This window comes from Campylobacter sp. 2457A, from assembly GCF_020135895.1.
Classification (GTDB): Bacteria; Campylobacterota; Campylobacteria; order Campylobacterales; family Campylobacteraceae; genus Campylobacter_D; species Campylobacter_D taeniopygiae.
Window position 1 is genome coordinate 1 of the sequence record NZ_JACHTO010000009.1, and the last position, 20,723, is coordinate 20,723.

The following is a 20,723-nucleotide window of genomic DNA, read 5'->3' on the forward strand; positions in this document are numbered from 1 at the left end:
GAATATATTTAAAGAAAGGAAAAACAATGCAAAAAATACTTCAAATTGATTTAGAAAAAAGAAAAGCTTTAGAAAATTTAAAAAATCTAGGTTTGGTAGGATTAGGCGGAACAATGCTTTTTAATTTAAAAGAACAGCCTTTAGTTTTTAATCAAGAATTAACTTATGTAAATACTTACAATAAGTATCTAAATTTAGATATCAATTCTTTTTATATCCCTTCTGTGCTTATGTCTTTACTTCAATTAATTAAAAAGACTCAAGATGCTTTTTATATTAATGTTTTAATCAATAGCGATACACATTATAAAAATCCTTTATTACAATACACCATCACTCAAAAACAAGAACATAAAAATATCGTTTATGCTTTAAAAAACGATGAAAGTTTTAATACTTTTCATACTTTAAATGATTTAAAATTGGCTTTAGAAGAAAAGAATTTTTATCTTAATTTTTTAGATTTAAACAATAAAGAAAGTCTTATGAGTTTTTATAATTTTTTACTAAAAGATAAGAATTTGGAATCTTATTTTTATTTTAAGGATCAACGTTTTTATATAAGTAAGAAAAATCTTAGAGAACTTCAAGTCAATACAGACTTAGATTCTAGAATGAGTTTAGATCTTTATTTAAAACTTCTCAATGATTTTAAAGTTTTAAATAAGTTTGAACTTATAGAGATTTTAGAAGCTTTAGCGCAAAATAATATTAAGGCTTTATATTTGAATAAGAAATTTACTTTTTCACCTTTCTTGATAAATTTAAGGGTAAAATAAAAACTTAGATATAAAAAAGGACTAGGATGAAGATAAGAGTTTATTACGAAGATACGGATGCTGGCGGAGTGGTCTATCATAGCAATTATTTAAAATTTTGCGAAAGAGCTAGAAGTGAAGTTTTATTTTCTAAAAAAGCTTTGATATTTGATGCTACTAATGGCCATTTTTTGCTTACAAAAGCAAATTGTAATTTTATAAAACCTGCTAAACTTGGAGATATAATAGAAGTTGAAACAAAAATTTTAGAAATTAAAAATGCTTCTGTGGAAATTTTGCAAGAAATTTACAAGGATAAAGATAGGATTTTTAAATTAAATGGAACTCTTGCTTATATAAAAAAAGAAAAACCTGCCAGAATGGAACCAGAAATTAAAAAACTTTTTGAAGAATTATTTTAATTCTTCAAAATTTGATTTGACGCTTTGCATCAGATGGACTTTGTATAAAACCTGCGAGTCTTCAATTTTTTCATCAAAAATACTTTTGCTTTCTTGATTTAAAAAATTGGTATAAAAATAATCAGTTCCTATGCTTGTTGCGTAAGCTACCCAATTGTAATCTATATTTTGGTTAAAAATTTCATTCAAATAAGATAAATTATCGTCATGATTATTAATAGAATTTGCAATAATAAAATTTTTTCTATCAGCTTCTTGAGTAAGATTTAAAAATGCAGGATTATAGTTTATTTGAGTGGATAATAATATATAAGGATGTATATTATAAACACGTAATTGAGAGCTTGTAAGCGCTGTTTTTACTAAAGGTGTATTAAAAAAAATAGAAGCTTGATTTAAACTTCCTTGAGATCTTAGTAATTTATAAAAATCAAGTTTTTCTCCATCAATTTTATAAATTCTTGCATTTTGATTTTTACTATTGAGTAATATACGTGTATTTAGGTTATCTGATAAAATAGAATTATCTCCAAAAATTGCTATATTGGAGTTAGCTTTTTGTAAAAGAGCCATAATTTGAGCATCATAATCTATGCTACCAAAAATTATATTTTGATTTAAATTAGAGGCAAAATTTTTATGAAGAGTTGGGATAAATATCTTCATATTCTTAGAATAATCTTTAAGAGCGTAAGCACCCTTTAGAGTAAAAGCCGCAATAACATATTGATAACCTTGAGCTTCTATTTGATCAAGAGTTTGGTGTATTTTGTTTTCATCTTCTGTGCCTATTAAAAATACTTTAACTTTAATATCTGCTCTTTGTCTTAAAAGATAGGCAATGCTAGAATTTACAATAGTGTTAGAATAGCTTTTAATTGTTTTTTCAGGAATAATAATGGCCAATTTAACTGCTGTAATTTTTTGTACAGCTTGATCAAAATCTGTAATAGAATTTAAAAGTTTTGCATAAACATTGGATAAAAATTGATCTTTTTGATCGCTAAATTCACTTAAAAAACTAAGGTAAAGTCTAGATTCTAATAGGTCAAAAAGACAGTTTATCCCACATTCTTGAGTGCTTAGATTGGGATAAAAATTCTCAGAAGGCGGTATATCTACTAATCGTTGTTCTCTAGCTACAAGAAAGCAAAAACATAATCCCAAAATTAATAATATTTTTTTCATAAAAATCCTTTAATTTTTTTTAGATCTTCTATAAATTTTTTTTCATAACTTGGATTTTTTTCTATAAATTCAAGTTCAAAACTAGCCATAAAAAAGAAATCTTTATGAGTAAAAATTTCTCCTCTTAAAGCATTAAAATCGGAAAAACCCAAGCTATTAAAAGCATATTCTCCCAAGCAAAGGATGAATTTAGGTTGAAGTAATTCTACTTCATTCCAAAAAAATGGTAAGCAAGATTGTAGCGAAAAATCATCAAATTTTCCATTAGAAAAACATTTAAAAAGATATGAAAAATAAAATTGCTCTTTTTTAAGCCCTAAGATATTATAAATATAACTTTGCAATGTTTTACCTTTTTTTGATTCTAGAATGCAACCATTTTCATTTTCAATCTTTTGTCCAAAAGTATCTAAAATCATTAAATTAACTGGTTTTAATTGATTTTCCATTAGCGTAAAACGACGGAATTTTGAAAAATGACATAGATTGCATTTTTGTACATTTGATCTTAAGTCTTCAAAATTTTTTATTTTTGATAAAATCTTATGAGGCTTATTGTCTGTAAAATTATATCCCATAGCTTTTAAATAATATAAACTTCTTATCATTGACTGCAAACTTAAAAATTATCTATAAAATTAAAAATACTGATTTTTTTAAAAATTTAGCAAAAAAAAATTAATCTTAACTATAAAAGCAATTTATAAGTAAGATTAAGGTAAAATTCGCTTTTATTCTTTATTTTCAAAAATAAAATTAAGGAAAATTTAAAATGAAAAGAACTTATCAACCACATGGTACTCCAAGAAAACGTACTCACGGATTTCGTGTTAGAATGAAAAGTAAAAATGGTCGCAAAGTGATCAATGCAAGACGTGCTAAAGGTAGAAAAAGACTCGCTGTGTGAAATTTTTTGAAAAAATCAGCAAAAATGAAGAATTTTCAGCTGTATATAAATTGGGAAAAAAATGGTATTGTGATGGCATTATTATTTTTTATCTCAAATGCGATGAGCAAAAAATGGCAGTTGTTGCAAGTAAAAAAGTTGGAAAAGCAGTGATTAGAAATCGCTCCAAGCGTATCTTAAGAGCTTTGTTTTCTCAAATTGAAACAGAAATTTATAATGGAAAATATATTTTTGTTGCGAAAAATGAAATCACTCAATTTTCTTTTTCTAAATTAGAGAGAAGCTTAAAATGGGGTTTAAAGAAGCTACAATGTTTAAAATAGCGTGTTTAAAATTGTTAATGATTTATCAAAAATTTTTAAGCCCACTTAAGCCTTCTGTATGTAGATTTTATCCTTCTTGTTCAGAATATGCTTATTGGCAATTCCAAAAAAAAGATTTTTTTTCAGCTTTTTATTTCACTCTTATGAGAATTTTAAGATGTAATCCTTTTTTTAAAGGTGGGTTTGATTATCCAAAAATTAGAAAAAAAATAACTCCTTACAATTTTTGTTTTAAACCAATTTTTTTATCTCAAAAAAAACTTTGCTATTTTTATATACCCTATAATGATAGAACTTTTTATTTTGTCAAAATTATATTTAAAAGGATAAGCTAGTGAATAATACAAATAATTTTTTTCAACAAAAACGCATACTTTTAGCCGTAGTGCTTTCTTTTTTATTTTTTATTGTGTATGATTATTTTTTTATACCAAAAAATCCTCCTAAATTAAATCAAAATATCACAAAAGTTGAAACTAATTCACAATTTAGCGCACCAAAACATAACGCTCAACCTGTAGAAATTCAAGAGAATGCTTTACAAAATCAGATTATAGCTGATATTAAAAGCGATCATTTTGAGGCTAAAATTGATGCTTTGGGTAGAATTGCAAGTTTTTATCTTAAAGATAAAAAATATCAAAATGAAAATGGCGAATTTATCAATTTGATTCCTAAAAATAGCTTTCCTTATCCTTTGGAGATGCGTTTTAGTGATGAAACTATAAATGCTGAGGCTTTTAAAACTCCTTATAGTACAGATTGTAAAGAGCTTTTTGTGGATGAAAATGGTAGTAAAGCTATAAAACTTACTCAAAAACTTTCTTCTGGTTTGATTGTTGAAAAAAATATCACTTTTTATCCTTTGGGAAATTATAAAATTGAAGTTAGTCTTAATAAAAATAGCCATTATTTTATAAGCCCAGGTTCTCGCCCTGATATAGCGGTTGATACTTACACAGTGCATGGAGCATTAGCTATGGATGATAAAGAAACCATCCATACTTTTGAAGATGGAAAAGTGGATAAAGAAGAGAATATGCAAAATATCTGGATGACATCGGCTTTTGATAGATATTATGCTACATTTTTTTACAATTTTGAAAAACCTTTAAGTGTAACCATAGGAAAAGATACTCATGAAAATCCTTTAGTTTTTGCCTCTAGTGATAATAAATTTGAAGCGGGGGGTTATATAGGATCAAAAGAGCATGCAATATTAAGAAGTATAGATCCTCGTCTTGAAGCTGTAGTTGAATACGGCTGGTTTACTTTTATTGCAAAGCCTATGTTTGTATTTTTAAATTTCTTGCACAATCACATAGGAAATTGGGGTTGGTCTATAGTTGTAATGGTGCTAATCATCCGTCTTATTTTATTCCCTTTAACCTACAAATCTATGATTTCTATGAATAAATTAAAAGATTTAGCTCCAAAAATGAAAGAGCTAAGAGAGCGTTATAAGGGCGATCCTCAAAAAATGAATGTTCATATGATGGAACTTTATAAAAAACACGGTGCAAATCCTATGAGTGGATGTTTGCCTATACTTTTACAAATTCCAATTTTCTTTGCAATTTATCGCGTGTTATTAAATGCTATTGAGTTAAAAGCTGCACCTTGGATATTTTGGATACATGACTTATCGATTATGGATCCTTATTTTGTTCTTCCGATTTTAATGGGAGCAACAATGTTTGTACAACAACTTGTTACACCGATGACAATTCAAGATCCTATGCAGGCTAAGATTATGAAATTTTTACCTGTGGTATTTACTTTCTTTTTTGTGACTTTCCCTGCAGGACTTACTCTTTATTGGTTTATTAACAATCTTTGTTCTTTTATTCAGCAACTGATTATTAATAAAATTTTTGCTAAAGAACATCATAAAAAATAAAATGGAGTGCAAAAAATGAGAGTTGAAGCTAAAGATCTTGAAGAAGCATTGATTGAAGCTTCTAAAAGTTTAGATTGTTCTGTTGTTGATCTAGAATATACTATTACACAACTCCCAAAAAAAGGTTTTTTGGGTTTTGGTTGTAAAAATATTATTATCGAGGTTGAAAGCAAAAAAAAACAATTTAAGAAAAACACAAAAAAGAATTTCCAAACAAATAAAATCCATGAAAAAAATTTTTGTGAAAAAATAGAAGAAAATAAAGAAAGCATTACAATAGAAAACATAAAACCTAAAGAAAATTATATCGTTAAAAACGATAAGATTTTTGATAGTTTTCATCGCGAAAGCAAAGACACTAGAAATATCCAAAATATTTTAGATGAAATTAAGATTCAGCTTGAAAAATTGCTTAATTCCACTTGTTTTGATATTGCCTTAAAAGAATTAAAAATGTATAATGAAGAAAGCGTCTTTATCCATTTAGATGGCGAAGATGCTGCTTTGCTTATAGGAAAAGAAGCTCATCGCTATAAAGCTATTTCTTATCTTTTACATAGCTGGATTAATGCGAGATATAATCTTTTAGTGCGTCTTGAAATATCTCATTTTTTAGAGGATCAAATTCAAGGTATGCAAGGTTATCTTCAAAGCGTTGTTGAAAAAATTAGACTTTATGGAAGTGGTCAAACAAAGCCATTGGATGGTGTTTTAATTAAGATTGCTTTAGAAAGACTAAGAAGTGAATTTCCGCATAAGTATGTGGGTATTAAGCAAAATAATAATCAAAGATTTATAGTTATAAATGATTTTTTAAAAAAAGATGAATGATACTATAGTAGCAATTGCAACAGCGCACGGAATAGGTTCGATTTCTATTGTAAGATTAAGCGGTGAAAGAGCTTTAGAAATTGCATCAAAAATAAGCAAAAAAAAAGAATTAATTCCGCGTTATGCTACTTTTACCAAGCTTTATAATCACAAAGATGAATTTTTAGATGAGGCTATAATTATATATTTTAAAGCGCCTTTTAGTTTTACAGGTGAAGATATAGTGGAATTTCAAATTCACGGTGGTTTTAGCGTGAGTGAGATTTTGCTTGATGAGCTTGTAAATTTAGGAGCTAGATTAGCTCAAGCTGGAGAATTTAGCAAAAGAGCATGTTTAAATGGAAAAATGACTCCTTTAAAGGCTTTAAATATACAAGATTTAATCGTTTCAAAATCTGCTCTTGCAGCTAAAGTTATCGCAAGAAATATGCGAGGTGATTTAGGAGACCTTTTAGAAAAAATTCGCACCGATTTGGTTAAAACTTTGGCTTTTGTAGAAACAAGTATTGATTATGCTGATGATGATTTGCCACCTGATTTATTAGAGCAAATTAGCCTTATGTGTCAAGATAATGCTAAAATTTTAAGAGAAATTTATACGATTTCTCAAAGCAAAAAAGGACTTATAGAAGGTTTTAAAATAGCTATAGTAGGCAAACCAAATGTTGGAAAATCTTCTCTTTTAAATGCTTTACTTTCTTATAAAAGAGCCATAGTTTCAGATATAGCAGGGACAACTCGTGATACCATAGAGGAAAATTTTAAATTAGGTTCTTATTTGCTTCGCATTATCGATACAGCAGGCATTAGAGAAAGTAAAGATAAAATAGAACAAATAGGTGTAGAGTTAAGTAAAAAAAGTTTAAAAGATGCGGATATCATTTTGGCTGTTTTTGATTCTTCTAGAAAAGAAGATAAAGAAGATTTAGAAATTTATAATTTATTGCAAGATAGCGATAAAAAGGTATTTTGGATTTTAAACAAAACTGATTTGTGTGAGGTTTTTGAAAATAGTCAAAATATAGATTTTATAAAACTTAGCGCCCAAAATGATATTAATTTGCTTAAAGAGGAATTGGAAAAATATCTCAATTCTTTTGATGCTGAAGATACTATGGTAAGTTCTTTGGAGTTAATTAATTCTTGCAAAATTGCAAGTGAGGCTATATCAAGAGCAAAAGATCTTTTAAAAGAAAATTCTCTAGAGCTTTTTGCATTTGAATTAAATTTGGCAATAGGCGAACTTTCTAAATTTACTAAAGATTTTGAAAGAGATGAAATTTTAGATGAAATGTTTAGTAATTTTTGTTTAGGAAAATGAAAGGTAATAAAATGGATAAAGAAATTATAAAAGCACATAAAATCAGCGATGAAGAATATGATCAAATTTTAGAAATTCTTGGACGAGAACCTAATTTACTTGAATTAGGCGTTATTTCTGCTATGTGGAGTGAGCATTGCTCTTATAAATCAAGTAAAAAATACCTTAATGGTTTTCCAACCAAAGCGCCTTGGGTAATTCAAGGTCCTGGTGAAAATGCAGGGGTAATTGATATAGGTCAAGATATGGCAGCGGTTTTTAAGGTTGAAAGTCATAATCATCCTAGCTTTATTGAACCTTTTGCGGGGGCAGCAACTGGAGTAGGTGGAATTTTACGCGATGTTTTTACTATGGGTGCAAGAGTTGTTGCTGGACTTAATTCTTTAAAATTTGGAAATATTTATGATGAAAAATATGGAAATCATCAAAAATATCTTGTAAAAGGTGTTGTAAGTGGAATTTCTCATTATGGAAATTGTATGGGTGTTCCAACCATAGGTGGAGAATGTTCTTTTGATGAATGTTTTAATGGAAATATTTTAGTCAATGCATTTGCATTAGGGATTTGCAAAAAAGAAGATATTTTTTATGCTAAAGCTGAAGGGGTAGGAAATCCTGTAATTTATGTAGGATCAAAAACGGGTAGAGATGGGCTTGGTGGTGCTGTTATGGCTAGTGATAGCTTTAATGAGCAAAATAAAAGCTTAAGACCAACAGTACAAATAGGAGATCCTTTCAGTGAAAAACTTTTAATGGAGGCGTGTTTAGAGCTTTTTAAAAGTGATTTGATTGTAGGAATTCAAGATATGGGAGCCGCTGGACTTACTTCAAGTTCTTTTGAAATGGCAGGACGAAGCGGAAGTGGAATGAAGCTTTATCTTGAAAAAACTCCTATGCGTGAAAGTGGTATGACGCCTTATGAATTGATGCTTAGTGAATCTCAAGAAAGAATGCTTATTTGTGCAAAAAAAGGTTGCGAAAATCAAGTTATAGAAATTTTTAAAAAATGGGATTTAGATGCTGTTGTGATTGGTGAAGTGACAGATACGGGAAATATGGAGCTTTTTTGGAATAATGAGCTTGTAGGAATGATACCTATTGAGCCTTTAAGTGAAAAAGCACCTATTTTAGATCGTCCAATAAGTAAGCCAAAATATCTAGATAGCATTAAAGATTATCAATTTGAATTAAAAAATGATATACAAGATTTATTTATTCAGATGATAAAAAATGAAAATGTTAATGATAAAGCTTTTGTTTATGATCAATTTGATTCAAGCGTACAAACCAATACAATTAAAGCCGATGGAAAATTAGGTGCGAGCGTTATACGCGTAAAAGAAAACAATGCAGCAATAGCAATGGCTATAGAATGCAATTCTCGTTTAAATTATATTGATCCAAAAGTAGGCGCAAGTGCTGCTGTGGCAAGTGCTGGAAGAAAAGTAGCTTGTACGGGAGCTAAGCCTTTAGCGATTAGCGATTGTTTAAATTATGGAAATCCGCAAAATCCTGAAGTGATGTGGCAATTTGCACAAGGATGTGAAGGCATTAAGGAAGCTTGTAAAGAATTAAATACTCCAGTGGTTAGCGGTAATGTCTCTTTATATAATGAAACAGAAGGGGTGAGTATTTATCCAAGTCCTACGATTGTAAATGTTGGCGTTTTAGAAAATTCTAATCGCGTTTTAAAAGCAAATTTTGATAAGGCTGGAATTAGAATCTATCTTCTAGGAGAAACTTTAGGTCATTTTGCCGGTTCTTTAGTGATGAAAATTCAAGATAAAAAAGTAGCAGGAAATCTTAAAAATATAGATTATAAAGCAGAATTAATGCTTTGGGATTTTCTTTATAAAGCAAATCAAGAATCCTTGCTTGAATGTGCAAATAGTGTAGGAGTTGGCGGTATTGCTATAACTTTGGCAAAAATGTGTGCTATTTCTAAAAAAGGTGCGATTTTAAAAAGTGGTTTTAGCGATAAAAAAATGATTTTTGATGAAAGCTTTAGTCGTGTTATAGTAGGCGTTGATGAAACATGTGAAGAGCAATTTTTACAATTAATTCAAGAGTTTAAGATAAAAGCTCACAAATTAGGCGTAAGTACCGATGAGGATTGTTTTAGACTCGATGAAATTAATTTAAGTAAAAAAGAGCTTGAAAATCTTTATTTTGAAAGTTTTAAAGAGCAAATTCAATGAGTTTAATTTTAATCATTTTAGTTATCTTGGTTTTTTATTGGTATTATAAAACTTGGGAAAAACAAGATTTTTTTAATTCTACTGCACGCGGTGTTAAAGGTTTTGCAAAAGGTTTTATGCGTGGAGTAGTTGAAGAGAGAATGGATGAAATTAAAAGACGGATGAATTATTATGTGATTGCACTTTTGGCAAAAATTGCAAAAAGTGACGGCAGAATCAGTCAAGATGAAGCTGATATGATCACCCAAATTTTAGATGCAAATGCAAAAGATAGGCGAGAAAGAGAATTTTTAAAAGCAAGTTTTAATGAGCACAAAGAAAATTTAAATGATGCTTTTGAGGTTGCAAAAGATTTTTTAAGAGAAGTTCCTTTGCCAAAAAGTGAGCGTTTTAATGTGCTTAGAGTGCTTGTTTTTATGGCTTTTATTGATGCAGAATTTAGCCCTAAAAAGAAAGAAATTTTAGGACAAATTGCACAGGCTTTTGATATAAGTCAGAATGAGTTAGAGAATTTTATCAATAATTTTTCAAATTTAAATACTTCTAAACAACAAATAAGTCTAGATGAGGCTTTTGAAATTTTAGAATTACCAAAAAATGCTGATATCAGTGCTGTAAAAAAACAATACCGAAATTTAGCGAAAAGATACCATCCTGATATTTTAAATGCAAACAATGTTAGCGAAGAAGAAATTAAAAAAGGGGTAGAAAAATTCCAAAAAATAAACGAAGCTTATGAAAAAATTAAAAAGTATTTGGAAAATAAATGAAAATGCTTTTGTATATGGCTTTGGGTATAATTGTCACTATAATGCGTATTTGTGTTTTTGTTTATTGTATTGTTGGTGGATTAATTGCCGCACAAGAAGCGTATCATCTTAGAGGTGTTTTAGGCGAAATTTTATATTTTTTAGGTTTTGATAAAAAGAGTCTAATTGCAGCTATTTTAGTTTTTTTTATAAGTGCTTGGCTGATTACTCTTGTTGGTAGCGCCATCATTTTTATTGCTGAAGCAATTTTGTCTAAATTAATCGATAATATTTGGCAAATTCTCGGTCGTTCTTTGGCTGCTTTTGTATTTGCACCATATTATTTCTCAAAAGCTTTTATATATTATCCTATAAAATGTAGTACAATAGTCTTTAAATATTTATCTTGGAATGCTAAATTTTTTCTGTCTTTAATATGGGTGACACTTCTAACTATTTTACTTATTGTATTTTTTTATTTTGATACTATCAATTTAATTGCACATCAATTTAGTGGATATTATAAAGAAATTATCAATATAAGAAGAATAAATTATAATTATATTTTTAATATTTTTGGAATTTGTGTCGCTGTTAATATTATTAGTTTGGGAGTAATCTTTTTATTTAAGAAAACAGAAAGTTTGCTTTATATTAAAGCTTATAAAAAACTAAATCAAAGCAAACGGTATAAAAAAGAACAAGATAAAGATTTTTCTAGTCAAGAGCAAATAAATAATTTTGAACAAAGCGAACTTGATATGCTATTAAAAATCTTTGATTTAACACAAGAAACATTAAATAAAGAAAATTTAAAAAAACATTATAAAGAATTAGCAAGGCAACTTCACCCCGATCTCGTACCATTACATAGGAAAAAAGAGGCACATAATCAATTTGTAGAATTGCAAAAGAATTATGACAGATTACAAAAATATTTAAAGGAGTAAAATGAGAGCATTACTTAGTGTTAGCGATAAAGAAGGTATAGTAGAATTTGCTAAAGAGCTTGAAAATTTAGGTTTTGAGCTTCTTTCAACGGGTGGAACTTTTAAAATTTTAAAAGAAAATGGGATAAAAGTTGTAGAAGTGAGTGATTTTACAAAAAGTCCTGAGCTTTTTGAAGGGCGAGTAAAAACCTTGCATCCTAAAATTCATGGGGGAATTTTACATAAAAGAAATGATGAAAATCATGTTAAACAAGCCAAAGAAAATGGAATTTTAGGTATTGATTTGGTATGTGTGAATTTGTATCCTTTTAAAAAGACTACTATTATGAGTGATGATTTTGATGAAATCATAGAAAATATCGATATAGGCGGACCTGCGATGATCAGATCTGCGGCAAAAAATTATAAAGATGTGATGGTGATTTGTAATCCGCTTGATTATGAAGAGGTGATTGAGGCTTTAAAAAGTGGAAAAAATGATGAAAAATTCCGTTTAAATTTAATGATAAAAGCTTATGAACATACGGCAAATTATGACTCTTATATAGCAAACTATATGAATGAACGTTTTAATGGGGGTTTTGGATCAAGTAAATTTATAGTAGGACAAAAGGTTTTTGATACTAAATATGGGGAAAATCCTCATCAAAAAGGTGCTTTATATGAGTTTGATTCTTTCTTTAGTACCAATTTCAAAGCCCTTAAAGGTGAAGCTAGTTTTAACAATCTTACTGATATCAATGCGGCTTTAAATTTAGCCAGTAGTTTTGGCGATTCTCCAGCAGTTACAATAGTAAAACATGGAAATCCTTGCGGTTTTGCAATCAAAGAAAATCTTTTGCAAAGCTATATTAGCGCATTAAAATGTGATAATGTAAGTGCTTATGGTGGAGTGGTTGCGATCAATGGAACACTTGATAAAACTTTGGCTGAAAAAATAAATGAAATTTATGTTGAAGTGATAATCGCTGCGAATGTAAGTAAAGAGGCTTTGGAAGTATTTGAGGGTAAAAAACGTATTAAAATTTTCACTCAAGAAAATCCTTATTTAGTGCGTAGTTTTGATGCGTATGATTTTAAACATATCGATGGTGGATTTGTGTATCAAAATAGCGATGAAGTAGGCAATGATGAACTTAAAAATGCCAAGCTTGTTTCAAAAAGAGAAGCAAGTAGGGAAGAACTTCAAGATTTAGAAATTGCCATGAAAATTGCTGCATTTACAAAATCAAATAATGTTGTTTATGTTAAAAATGGAGCTATGGTGGCTATAGGTATGGGAATGACGAGCAGAATTGATGCAGCAAAAGCAGCCATTGCTAAGGCTAATGAAATGGGACTTGATTTACAAGGTTGTGTTTTGGCAAGTGAAGCTTTCTTTCCATTTAGAGATAGCATAGATGAAGCAAGTAAAGTTGGGGTTAAAGCTATAGTTGAACCTGGTGGAAGTATAAGGGATGATGAAGTGATAAAAGCTGCGGATGAATACGCTATGGCTCTTTATTTTACCGGAGTGAGACATTTTTTACATTAAATTTATTGAAAATTAAAATATTATTTAATTTAGTTTAAATAATTTTAAGTACAATGGTTTATAGTATTTTATTTATGAAAGCAATTTAAAATGTTTAAAACCATTGGATTTAAAGTTTCTTCGGCAATTTTTATTGTTTTATTGTTTAGTTTTGTGATAATGCAAATTATCGTTAGTTTTGATTTTAAAAATACAGCCAATCAAATCAGTAAAGAAAATCTTAATACGGTCAGTAATTTAATTTTTCAAACCATGAGAATGGCTATGAATTTGGGTGATCCAGATAAAATAAAAGAAGCAATTAATGATGCTAAGAGTATTGAAGGGATTAGCGATATAAAAATTTATCCATCAAAAGAAACAATAGAACTTTTTGATATTAAGAAGCCTTTGATTTCTAATGAAAATATTATTTTAAATCAATTTTCTAATCCTAGTTTGGTTTCCTTAGAGCAAAATATTAATGGAATAGATCATTTAAGGCTTATTCGTCCTTTGGTTGCAAATAAAACATGTATAGCCTGTCATGCAAATGTAAAAGAAGGCAGTGTGATAGGGGTTATGGATGTATATCATTCTTTAGAAAGTGTAGAAAAAGATATCTCAAAAACAAGCCAAACCTATATAGTGATTTTTACAATTGCTTTAATACTCACTTTAGCTGTTGTGCTTTTTATACTAAAGATCGTTGTAGGACGTCCTGTTTTGGAACTTTTAAATCATGCTAGAGAGTTAGCTCAAGGCAGTGGAAATTTAAAAGCACGAATCCGTATTAAAGGGCATGATGAAATCGCAACTGCTTGTGGATATATCAATCAATTTATCGAAAAAACTCATAAAGCTGTAAGTGAAGCGAGTTTGAGTTCTAAAAATGTGGAACATCAAAGTGTTCTTTTAAATTCAAATGCAACTTCTTTAAATGAAATTACGGAATTAAATCACAAAAAAATTGATTCAAGTTTTCATCTTGGAAATAATATAGGTTCTGATTTAAGAGAATTGGCTAATTTATCAAGTGATGCAAATACTGCAAATGATAAATCTTATGAGTTATTAGAACAAATGCTTAAGTCGTTATTTTCAGTGGCACAAAAAGTTACAGATCTTGCTGAAAGTGAAAACAGTTTGGCTAAGAAAATTTCAGATATGGTTGAACAAGCAAAAAATATACAAAAAGCCACCCAGATGATGAATGAAATTTCTGATAAAACAAATCTTTTATCTTTAAATGCGAGTATAGAATCTGCAAGAGCTGGGGTTTATGGCAAAGGATTTTCTGTTATTGCTGAAGATATAAGATTGCTTGCGAATAACAGCGAAGAATTTTTAAATAGTGTCGCGGTTATCACAAAAGAATTATTAATCAGCATAGAAAAAGTGGCTAATGAGCTTAAGGATAATTCTCAAAAAATTTATTCTTTAAATGAAGATACTAATTTATTAGCTAATAGTGCAAATGAGGTTAAATTTTGCAATCAAGATGCGAAAAATCTTGTGCATCAATGCAGCCAAAAAATAAAAGTAAGTCAAGAAAATATACAAGATTTATTAATGAGAATGGAAGAAAATGTTGAGGCGAGTGAAAAAAATGAAGAAATTTCAAAAATTTTACTTCAAGTTGCTGATGAGTTAAAAATAGTATGTCATAATCTTGATAATGAATTAAAGCAATTTCAAATTTAAAGGATAAAAGATGAAAAAAACTTTACAAATGACTTTAGCAGCTGCTTGTTTTGCTGGTTGTGCAAGTACTTCAGTGTCTTCTGATGCTAACACTCAAAATAAATTAGTGCAAAATCAGCAATTAAAAATAGAAAAAATAGTTGTTGATGGAAAAACATTTGATCCTAAGAATGCTGAAGAAACTCCAAATATTAGCTTTGATAAAGATAAATTTTACGGTTATGCAGGTTGCAATCGCTTTTTTGGATCATACACTAATAATGGCGATGCTATAAAAATCAACGGAGATCGTGCTGCATCAACTCAAATGCTTTGCCATCCTATGGATGTTATGAATTTTGAAAATTCTTTTCTTTCTAATTTCAATGGAACTTTTAAAATTTCAAATGAAAATGGCAAACTCGTTTTAAATAACGGCAAAATGAAAATCTTTTTTAAATAATTTTTAGCCCTTTTTTGGGCTACTTTCTTAAATTTATTTCAAAAACACAATTAAATTTTTTAATCAATAAGGGTATATAATGATAAAATCAATTCCAGAATGGAGTGAGCAAGAATATTTAATCCTTTCTTTACCACATGAAAAAACGGATTGGAAGCCTTATTTGGATGAAATTTTAAAAAGCTATCAAGAATTTGTAAGAGTAGTGAGTCAATTTCAAAAAGTTTTATTGATTGCTCCGCAAGATCAAGATTTTATCCCTTTTAAGGATATAAAAAACGTTGAATTTTTTAAATGTGATACAAACGATACGTGGATAAGGGATTTTGGTCCTATAGATATTTTAAAGAATGATCGTTTGCAAGCTCTTGATTTTACTTTTAATGCTTGGGGAAATAAATTTCAAAGCGAATTAGACAATGCTGTAAATTCTAAACTTTTTAATATAAAATTTAAAGAAAAACTTGAAAAAATCGATATGGTCTTAGAGGGTGGAAGTATTGATTTTAATGGTGATGGCACTATGCTTACGACGACAAATTGTCTTTTAAATGCAAATAGAAATTCTCATCTTGATAAAACCCAAATCGATAAAAAATTAAAAGAAATTTTTGGATTAAAACATATTATTTGGTTAGAAAATGGTTTTATTAAAGGAGATGATACGGATTCTCATGTGGATATTTTGGCTCGATTTATCAATAAAAATACGATAGCACATTGTGTTTGTGAAGATGGAAAAGATGAACATTTTTTACCTTTAAAGAAAATGCAAGAAGAGCTTGAAAAAACAGGATTTAATTTATTACCATTACCATTGCCTAAGCCTTTTTTTTATGATAATCGTAGAATGGGTGCTACTTATGCAAACTTTGTTTTTGTCAATAACGCTTTAATCGTTCCATTGTATAAAGATGATAATGATAATATTGTAATCGAAAGGCTTTCTAAGGCTTTGCCTGATCGAAAGATTGTAGGCATAGATGCGAGAGTATTTGTGCGTCAAAATGGCTCTTTGCATTGTTCTTGTCAAAATCGTTTCAAGGGCTTAAGATGAGTTTGCAAAAAAAAGCCACTATCGTTGCAAGTGTTTGTGCTCTTGGTTTAGCTTGTGTTAAATTTGTAGTTGGCTTAATGAGTGGATCGGTTGCAGTGCTTTCAAGTGCGATTGATTCTTTAATGGATTTTGCAATTTCTGCGTTTAATTTTTTGGCTTTAAAAAAGAGTGCGCAAAGGGCAAATGAAAATTATAATTTTGGCTTTTCCAAAATCGAAGCTTTAATGGGTCTTCTCGAAGGTGGTTTTATCGTAGGTGTGGGTATTTTTATCTTTTATGAAAGTATTTTAAAAATTTATTACAAAAAAGAAATCATTGATTTAAATTCAAGTATCTTTGTAATGATTTTTGCCATTATTGTAACCTTTTTTCTTATTCTTTTTTTAAATTATGTGGCAAAAAAAACAAAAAGTTTAATCATTGAAAGTGATGCTTTACATTATAGGAGTGATTTTTTAACCAATATTTGCACCTTAATTGCTTTAGTGCTGATTTATTTTACAAATTTATATATTATCGATGCTATTTTTGGGATAGTAATCAGCCTTTATACGGCTTTTTCTGCTTTTAAAATCATTAAAAAAGCTTTATCTTTTTTAATGGATCAAGCCTTGCCAAAAGAACAAGTTGATCAAATTTGTACTTTAATTTCTAAGCATCCAGAGATTATTTCTTACCATGAATTAAAAACGAGAAGAACACCAAATTGTAATTATTTAAGTGTGCATTTGGTTTTTTGTCCTATAATTTCGCTTTTAAATGCGCACAAAATTTCAGATGAGATTGAAAATAATGTGCGTTTGATGTTTAAAGATGAAAAATGGGATATACAAATTCATCTAGATCCTTATGATGATCAAGAACAAGAAAGGCAAAGACAATGAAAATAGCTCTTGTGCAACAAAAATTTCATTCCAATAAAGAACAAACAATACAAAAAACTTGCGAATTTATAGAAGAGGCGGCAAAAAAGGGAGCTGAGCTTGTATGTTTAGGAGAACTTCATCAAAGTGAATATTTTTGCCAAAGTGAAAATGTTGCTTATTTTGATTATGCAAATGATTATGAAAAAGATATTGAGTTTTGGTCAAGTGTGGCTAAAAAGCACAATATAGTTTTATTAACCTCATTGTTTGAAAAACGTAGCGCGGGACTTTATCATAATACAGCCGTTGTTTTTGAAAAAGATGGCAGTATAGCTGGAAAATACCGAAAAATGCATATACCCGATGATCCTTGCTTTTATGAAAAATTTTATTTTACGCCAGGTGATTTAGGTTTTAAACCAATTCAAACGAGTGTAGGTAAGCTTGGAGTATTGATTTGCTGGGATCAATGGTATCCTGAAGCCGCAAGATTGATGGCTTTACAAGGGGCTGAAATTCTTATTTATCCTACGGCTATTGGATGGTTTGATAAGGATGAGGAAGAAGAAAAGCAAAAGCAACTTGGCGCTTGGCTGGGAGTTCAAAAAGGACATGCTATTGCTAATGGTTTATTTGTGGCTGCGATTAATCGTGTTGGATTTGAAAAAGACGCAAGTGGAGTAGAGGATGGAATAAGATTTTGGGGAAATTCTTTTATTTTTGGCCCTCAAGGAGAAGAGCTTTGCTTGTTAGATAATGAAAACGAATGTGTTAAGGTTATAGAGATCGATAAAACAAGAAGTGAAAATGTAAGGCGTTGGTGGCCATTTTTAAGGGATAGACGTATAGAATATTTTCATGATTTAAATAAAAGATTTATCGATTAGATAAATCTTTGGCTAAATACTTATTTATCTCATCGATTTCTTTTTGACTTAAACTGATAAAGCTTACCTCTTTAAGTCTTGAAAGTAATAAATTTTTTTCAAGAATTTCTTTTTTTCCTATCTCTAAAGAAGTGATTGCGCTTTCTCCTATAATAAGTCTTTGAGTTTTTCCTTTTCTAAGCCCCCATATATTATGTATTACTATGTTATTATCCGTAATTTTTCCAGCATAAAGCATAATGTGTCCTGGGATGTAGAGCAAGGTTGTATAAGCTTTTCCAAATCGATTTAAAAAATCCTTTTTTTGATTATTGTTTAGCATGCTAATATCAAAATGATAAAAAGCATTTTTTTGCGCACCTGAATTTCTTGGTAAATAAAGCCCAAAAGCTGAAAATACATCACGAGTAAATAAAGAACAATCCCTTTCTAAATTATATCCACCCCAACCATAAGGCAAACCAAGCATTTGATTTAATTGATTTTTTAAATTAGCGTCATTTAGTTTTAAAGGAAATTTAGCAACATCCTTTTTTAAAATTTTATATTTTTTAGAGCCAATCTTTCCATAAAAATATTTTTTATCTTGTTTATAATACGGATAAATAGCACCGATTCTAGTCTCAAAGAAAAAATGATGATCTTCGCTAAAAACCGCTTCTTTTTCTTTGAGTGGCGTTATAAAGTGGAGTTTCTCATAAATTTTTGATCTAGAGTTGGAAAATGTCTCTAAATTTTGACTTTCTACAAAGCCAACTCCAGTTTCACTCAATACAAAAGCGTATCGTTTATCTTTTGTATAATGAGAGATTAAAACAGGCGTAGCGATATTTAAAATCGCATCATTTGCGTAATCAAATGGAAAGCCTTCATTTTCTAAAAAAGGATTTTTAAGTATTGCTTTTTGGGTAGGGATATTTTTAAGTAGGGTATTTTGTATGATTAAAGCTTTTTGATTTAACTTGCCTATATTTTTTATATTAGCATTATCGATTTGTTTTTCAAACCAAGAGATAGGAATTTCTTGTTTGTTAAAAAAATAATATTTATTTTTTGGGTTAAGATAAATAGGAAAAGCCCAAAATAAATTTTGATTTTTATAGTTTTTAAAAGAAGAATGCCAAGGTTTAAAAAATATTTTTTTATAATCTTTGGCGTTAAAATTGATGTTTTGATTAAATTTTGGCAATATATCAACACTTTGTTCAAATTCCAATTTAGCATAATGTGAATTTGTTTTATTTTCTTTAAAATGATTTGTAGGGTTTTTAAAGGAGCAAGCTGTAAAAAACAATAGAGAAAAAACTAAAATATATCGCATAATCAACCTTTTACAAAAAATCGTTATAATTAAAGCTAAGGAAATATAATGCTTGATAAACTAGAAAAAATTTTAGCCAATGACAATGTTTTTCTAAGCGGTGGTGCTGGGGTTGGAAAGAGCTTTTTAACCAATAATCTAATGAAATCTTATAGAAAACAAGGTAAATTTGTAGTTGCTTTAGGTTCTAGCGCGCTTTCTGCCTTTAATATAGGCGGCGTTACCCTGCATAGTTTTTTTTGTTTGGGTTATTGTGAAGATATGATGGCGCTTAGTGTTTTTGATCGCAAACAAAAAGAAAAAATTGCTAAATTAAATGAGAATTTAAAAAAAATTGATCTTATTATTATCGATGAAATTTCCATGGTGAGTGCTAATATTTTTGAAATGATAGGTTTTAGAATCAAAAATTCAAGGTTCGATGGAAAAATTTTAGTCGTAGGGGATTTTTTTCAATTACCCCCTGTGATTAAAGAAAAAAAAGAGACTCTTTTTTTAAATTCTTGCTATGCTTTTTCTTCTTTTTTTTGGAAAGACTTAAATTTTAAAAATGTTAAACTCTCGCAGCCTAAAAGAACTCAAAATTTAGAATTTTATAAAAATTTATCTTTAATAAGACAAGGTTTTTTAAATGAGAATATCATCGAGCAATTTAAGCAAATGTGCATTGATACAAAGGAACTAGAAAAATTAGAAGATGATTATACTTTGCTTTGTGGGATTAATAAAAAAGCTAATGAAATCAATGAAAATAAACTCGATCGTTTAACAACTCCTTTGGTAAGTTTTAAGGCTAAAATTCAAAAAGAAAATAAAGAACTAGAAGATGATAAATTGCAAAATTGGATTAAGAGTTTAAATATCTTAGAGGAACTTAAGATTAAAATCGGAGCTCGCGTTATTTTTTGTATCAATAATTGGGATAAAAATTATTATAATGGAGAGCAAGGAGTGATTGAAGATATTATCTATGATGAGGATAAAATTTATATCAGTATCGTAAAAAATAATGGGATTAATATCATGCTTGAACCTTATGTTTTTTTTATGGAGGAAATCGAGCAAAATAATGGGGAGCTAATTATCAATACTCTAGCAAGTGTGAGTCAATTTCCTATAAAATTAGCCTATGCTATTACCATACATAAATCTCAAGGCATGAGTATTGAAAAATTAGTTTGCGATATAGATCATATTTTTGAAAATGGACAACTTTATGTGGCATTATCAAGAGCGATCAATCCTGATACTTTAAAAATTTATTACACTAAGGGTGTAAAATTTGAAAATTATTTTGAAAATATTTTAAAATTTGATGTTAATGTGATTGATTTTTACAAAAATCATTTGTTTTTTGATCTAGAATTAGAAAATATAAGCCATTAA

General features: G+C 28.9%; 21 protein-coding genes. 18 read left to right on the top strand and 3 right to left on the bottom strand.

Annotated elements, in window-relative coordinates; genetic code table 11:
* The first annotated feature begins 26 nt into the window (after positions 1–26).
* Together H2280_RS04060 and H2280_RS04065 are read left to right on the top strand one after the other, a co-directional pair.
* Positions 27–779: a hypothetical protein gene (locus tag H2280_RS04060; RefSeq protein WP_337195615.1), complete on the top strand. Its 753-nt coding sequence runs from the start codon at positions 27–29 to the stop codon at positions 777–779.
* A gap of 26 nt (positions 780–805) precedes the next feature.
* Positions 806–1,180: a YbgC/FadM family acyl-CoA thioesterase gene (locus H2280_RS04065; RefSeq protein WP_137623720.1), complete on the top strand. Its 375-nt coding sequence runs from the start codon at positions 806–808 to the stop codon at positions 1,178–1,180.
* Here the strand turns inward: H2280_RS04065 and H2280_RS04070 are convergent.
* Both H2280_RS04070 and H2280_RS04075 read right to left on the bottom strand, forming a co-directional pair.
* On the bottom strand, positions 1,172–2,368 hold the full coding sequence (locus H2280_RS04070) for a hypothetical protein (RefSeq protein ID WP_171000077.1): 1,197 nt from the start codon (positions 2,366–2,368) through the stop codon (positions 1,172–1,174). The genes H2280_RS04065 and H2280_RS04070 overlap by 9 nt on opposite strands.
* The gene (locus tag H2280_RS04075; protein ID WP_337195616.1) at positions 2,365–2,976 is read right to left on the bottom strand and encodes a uracil-DNA glycosylase family protein; all 612 of its coding nucleotides are present in this window, start codon (positions 2,974–2,976) and stop codon (positions 2,365–2,367) included. Before H2280_RS04075 ends, H2280_RS04070 begins: the two co-directional genes overlap by 4 nt.
* 164 nt (positions 2,977–3,140) lie before the next feature.
* Here H2280_RS04075 and rpmH point away from each other — a divergent pair, with 164 nt between their 5' ends.
* The 15 genes from rpmH to H2280_RS04150 all read left to right on the top strand — a co-directional run bounded on the left by rpmH (position 3,141) and on the right by H2280_RS04150 (position 18,016).
* Positions 3,141–3,275: a 50S ribosomal protein L34 gene (gene rpmH, locus H2280_RS04080; protein WP_087723277.1), complete on the top strand. Its 135-nt coding sequence runs from the start codon at positions 3,141–3,143 to the stop codon at positions 3,273–3,275.
* Positions 3,272–3,598 carry a ribonuclease P protein component gene (rnpA, locus tag H2280_RS04085; protein ID WP_137623719.1) on the top strand — a complete coding sequence of 109 codons (327 nt, stop codon included), beginning with the start codon at positions 3,272–3,274 and terminating at the stop codon, positions 3,596–3,598. Before rpmH ends, rnpA begins: the two co-directional genes overlap by 4 nt.
* The gene (gene yidD, locus H2280_RS04090; RefSeq protein WP_137623718.1) at positions 3,586–3,933 is read left to right on the top strand and encodes a membrane protein insertion efficiency factor YidD; all 348 of its coding nucleotides are present in this window, start codon (positions 3,586–3,588) and stop codon (positions 3,931–3,933) included. Before rnpA ends, yidD begins: the two co-directional genes overlap by 13 nt.
* Positions 3,933–5,498 (top strand): membrane protein insertase YidC, encoded by a 1,566-nt coding sequence (gene yidC / locus H2280_RS04095; RefSeq protein WP_337215752.1) that lies wholly within the window; start codon positions 3,933–3,935, stop codon positions 5,496–5,498. The genes yidD and yidC overlap by 1 nt, the downstream gene beginning before the upstream one ends.
* A gap of 15 nt (positions 5,499–5,513) precedes the next feature.
* Positions 5,514–6,329 (top strand): Jag N-terminal domain-containing protein, encoded by an 816-nt coding sequence (locus H2280_RS04100; protein WP_137623716.1) that lies wholly within the window; start codon positions 5,514–5,516, stop codon positions 6,327–6,329.
* Entirely contained in the window at positions 6,322–7,650 is a 1,329-nt protein-coding gene (gene mnmE / locus H2280_RS04105) for a tRNA uridine-5-carboxymethylaminomethyl(34) synthesis GTPase MnmE (protein WP_337195618.1), read from the top strand. The genes H2280_RS04100 and mnmE overlap by 8 nt, the downstream gene beginning before the upstream one ends.
* 11 nt (positions 7,651–7,661) lie before the next feature.
* Positions 7,662–9,848 (top strand): phosphoribosylformylglycinamidine synthase subunit PurL, encoded by a 2,187-nt coding sequence (purL, locus tag H2280_RS04110; protein WP_337215753.1) that lies wholly within the window; start codon positions 7,662–7,664, stop codon positions 9,846–9,848.
* Entirely contained in the window at positions 9,845–10,618 is a 774-nt protein-coding gene (locus H2280_RS04115) for a molecular chaperone DjiA (protein WP_337215754.1), read from the top strand. The genes purL and H2280_RS04115 overlap by 4 nt, the downstream gene beginning before the upstream one ends.
* Positions 10,615–11,547, top strand: a complete 933-nt coding sequence (locus H2280_RS04120) for a J domain-containing protein (protein ID WP_337215755.1) — start codon at positions 10,615–10,617, stop codon at positions 11,545–11,547. The genes H2280_RS04115 and H2280_RS04120 overlap by 4 nt, the downstream gene beginning before the upstream one ends.
* Position 11,548: 1 nt before the next feature.
* Entirely contained in the window at positions 11,549–13,081 is a 1,533-nt protein-coding gene (purH, locus tag H2280_RS04125) for a bifunctional phosphoribosylaminoimidazolecarboxamide formyltransferase/IMP cyclohydrolase (RefSeq protein ID WP_337215756.1), read from the top strand.
* A 90-nt stretch (positions 13,082–13,171) separates the two neighbouring features.
* Complete coding sequence (locus tag H2280_RS04130; protein WP_337215757.1) at positions 13,172–14,764, top strand: methyl-accepting chemotaxis protein; 1,593 nt, start codon at positions 13,172–13,174, stop codon at positions 14,762–14,764.
* A gap of 10 nt (positions 14,765–14,774) precedes the next feature.
* Complete coding sequence (locus H2280_RS04135; protein WP_337195624.1) at positions 14,775–15,206, top strand: META domain-containing protein; 432 nt, start codon at positions 14,775–14,777, stop codon at positions 15,204–15,206.
* 79 nt (positions 15,207–15,285) lie between these two features.
* Positions 15,286–16,263, top strand: coding sequence for an agmatine deiminase family protein (locus H2280_RS04140; protein ID WP_337215758.1), 978 nt, complete (start codon positions 15,286–15,288; stop codon positions 16,261–16,263).
* Positions 16,260–17,147, top strand: coding sequence for a cation diffusion facilitator family transporter (locus H2280_RS04145; protein WP_337215759.1), 888 nt, complete (start codon positions 16,260–16,262; stop codon positions 17,145–17,147). The genes H2280_RS04140 and H2280_RS04145 overlap by 4 nt, the downstream gene beginning before the upstream one ends.
* Positions 17,144–18,016, top strand: coding sequence for an N-carbamoylputrescine amidohydrolase (locus H2280_RS04150; RefSeq protein WP_337215760.1), 873 nt, complete (start codon positions 17,144–17,146; stop codon positions 18,014–18,016). The genes H2280_RS04145 and H2280_RS04150 overlap by 4 nt, the downstream gene beginning before the upstream one ends.
* Here H2280_RS04150 and H2280_RS04155 read toward each other — a convergent pair.
* Positions 18,006–19,337, bottom strand: a complete 1,332-nt coding sequence (locus H2280_RS04155; protein WP_337215761.1) for an SH3 domain-containing C40 family peptidase — start codon at positions 19,335–19,337, stop codon at positions 18,006–18,008. The genes H2280_RS04150 and H2280_RS04155 overlap by 11 nt on opposite strands.
* A 48-nt stretch (positions 19,338–19,385) precedes the next feature.
* Here H2280_RS04155 and H2280_RS04160 point away from each other — a divergent pair, with 48 nt between their 5' ends.
* Entirely contained in the window at positions 19,386–20,723 is a 1,338-nt protein-coding gene (locus H2280_RS04160; RefSeq protein WP_337215762.1) for an ATP-dependent DNA helicase, read from the top strand.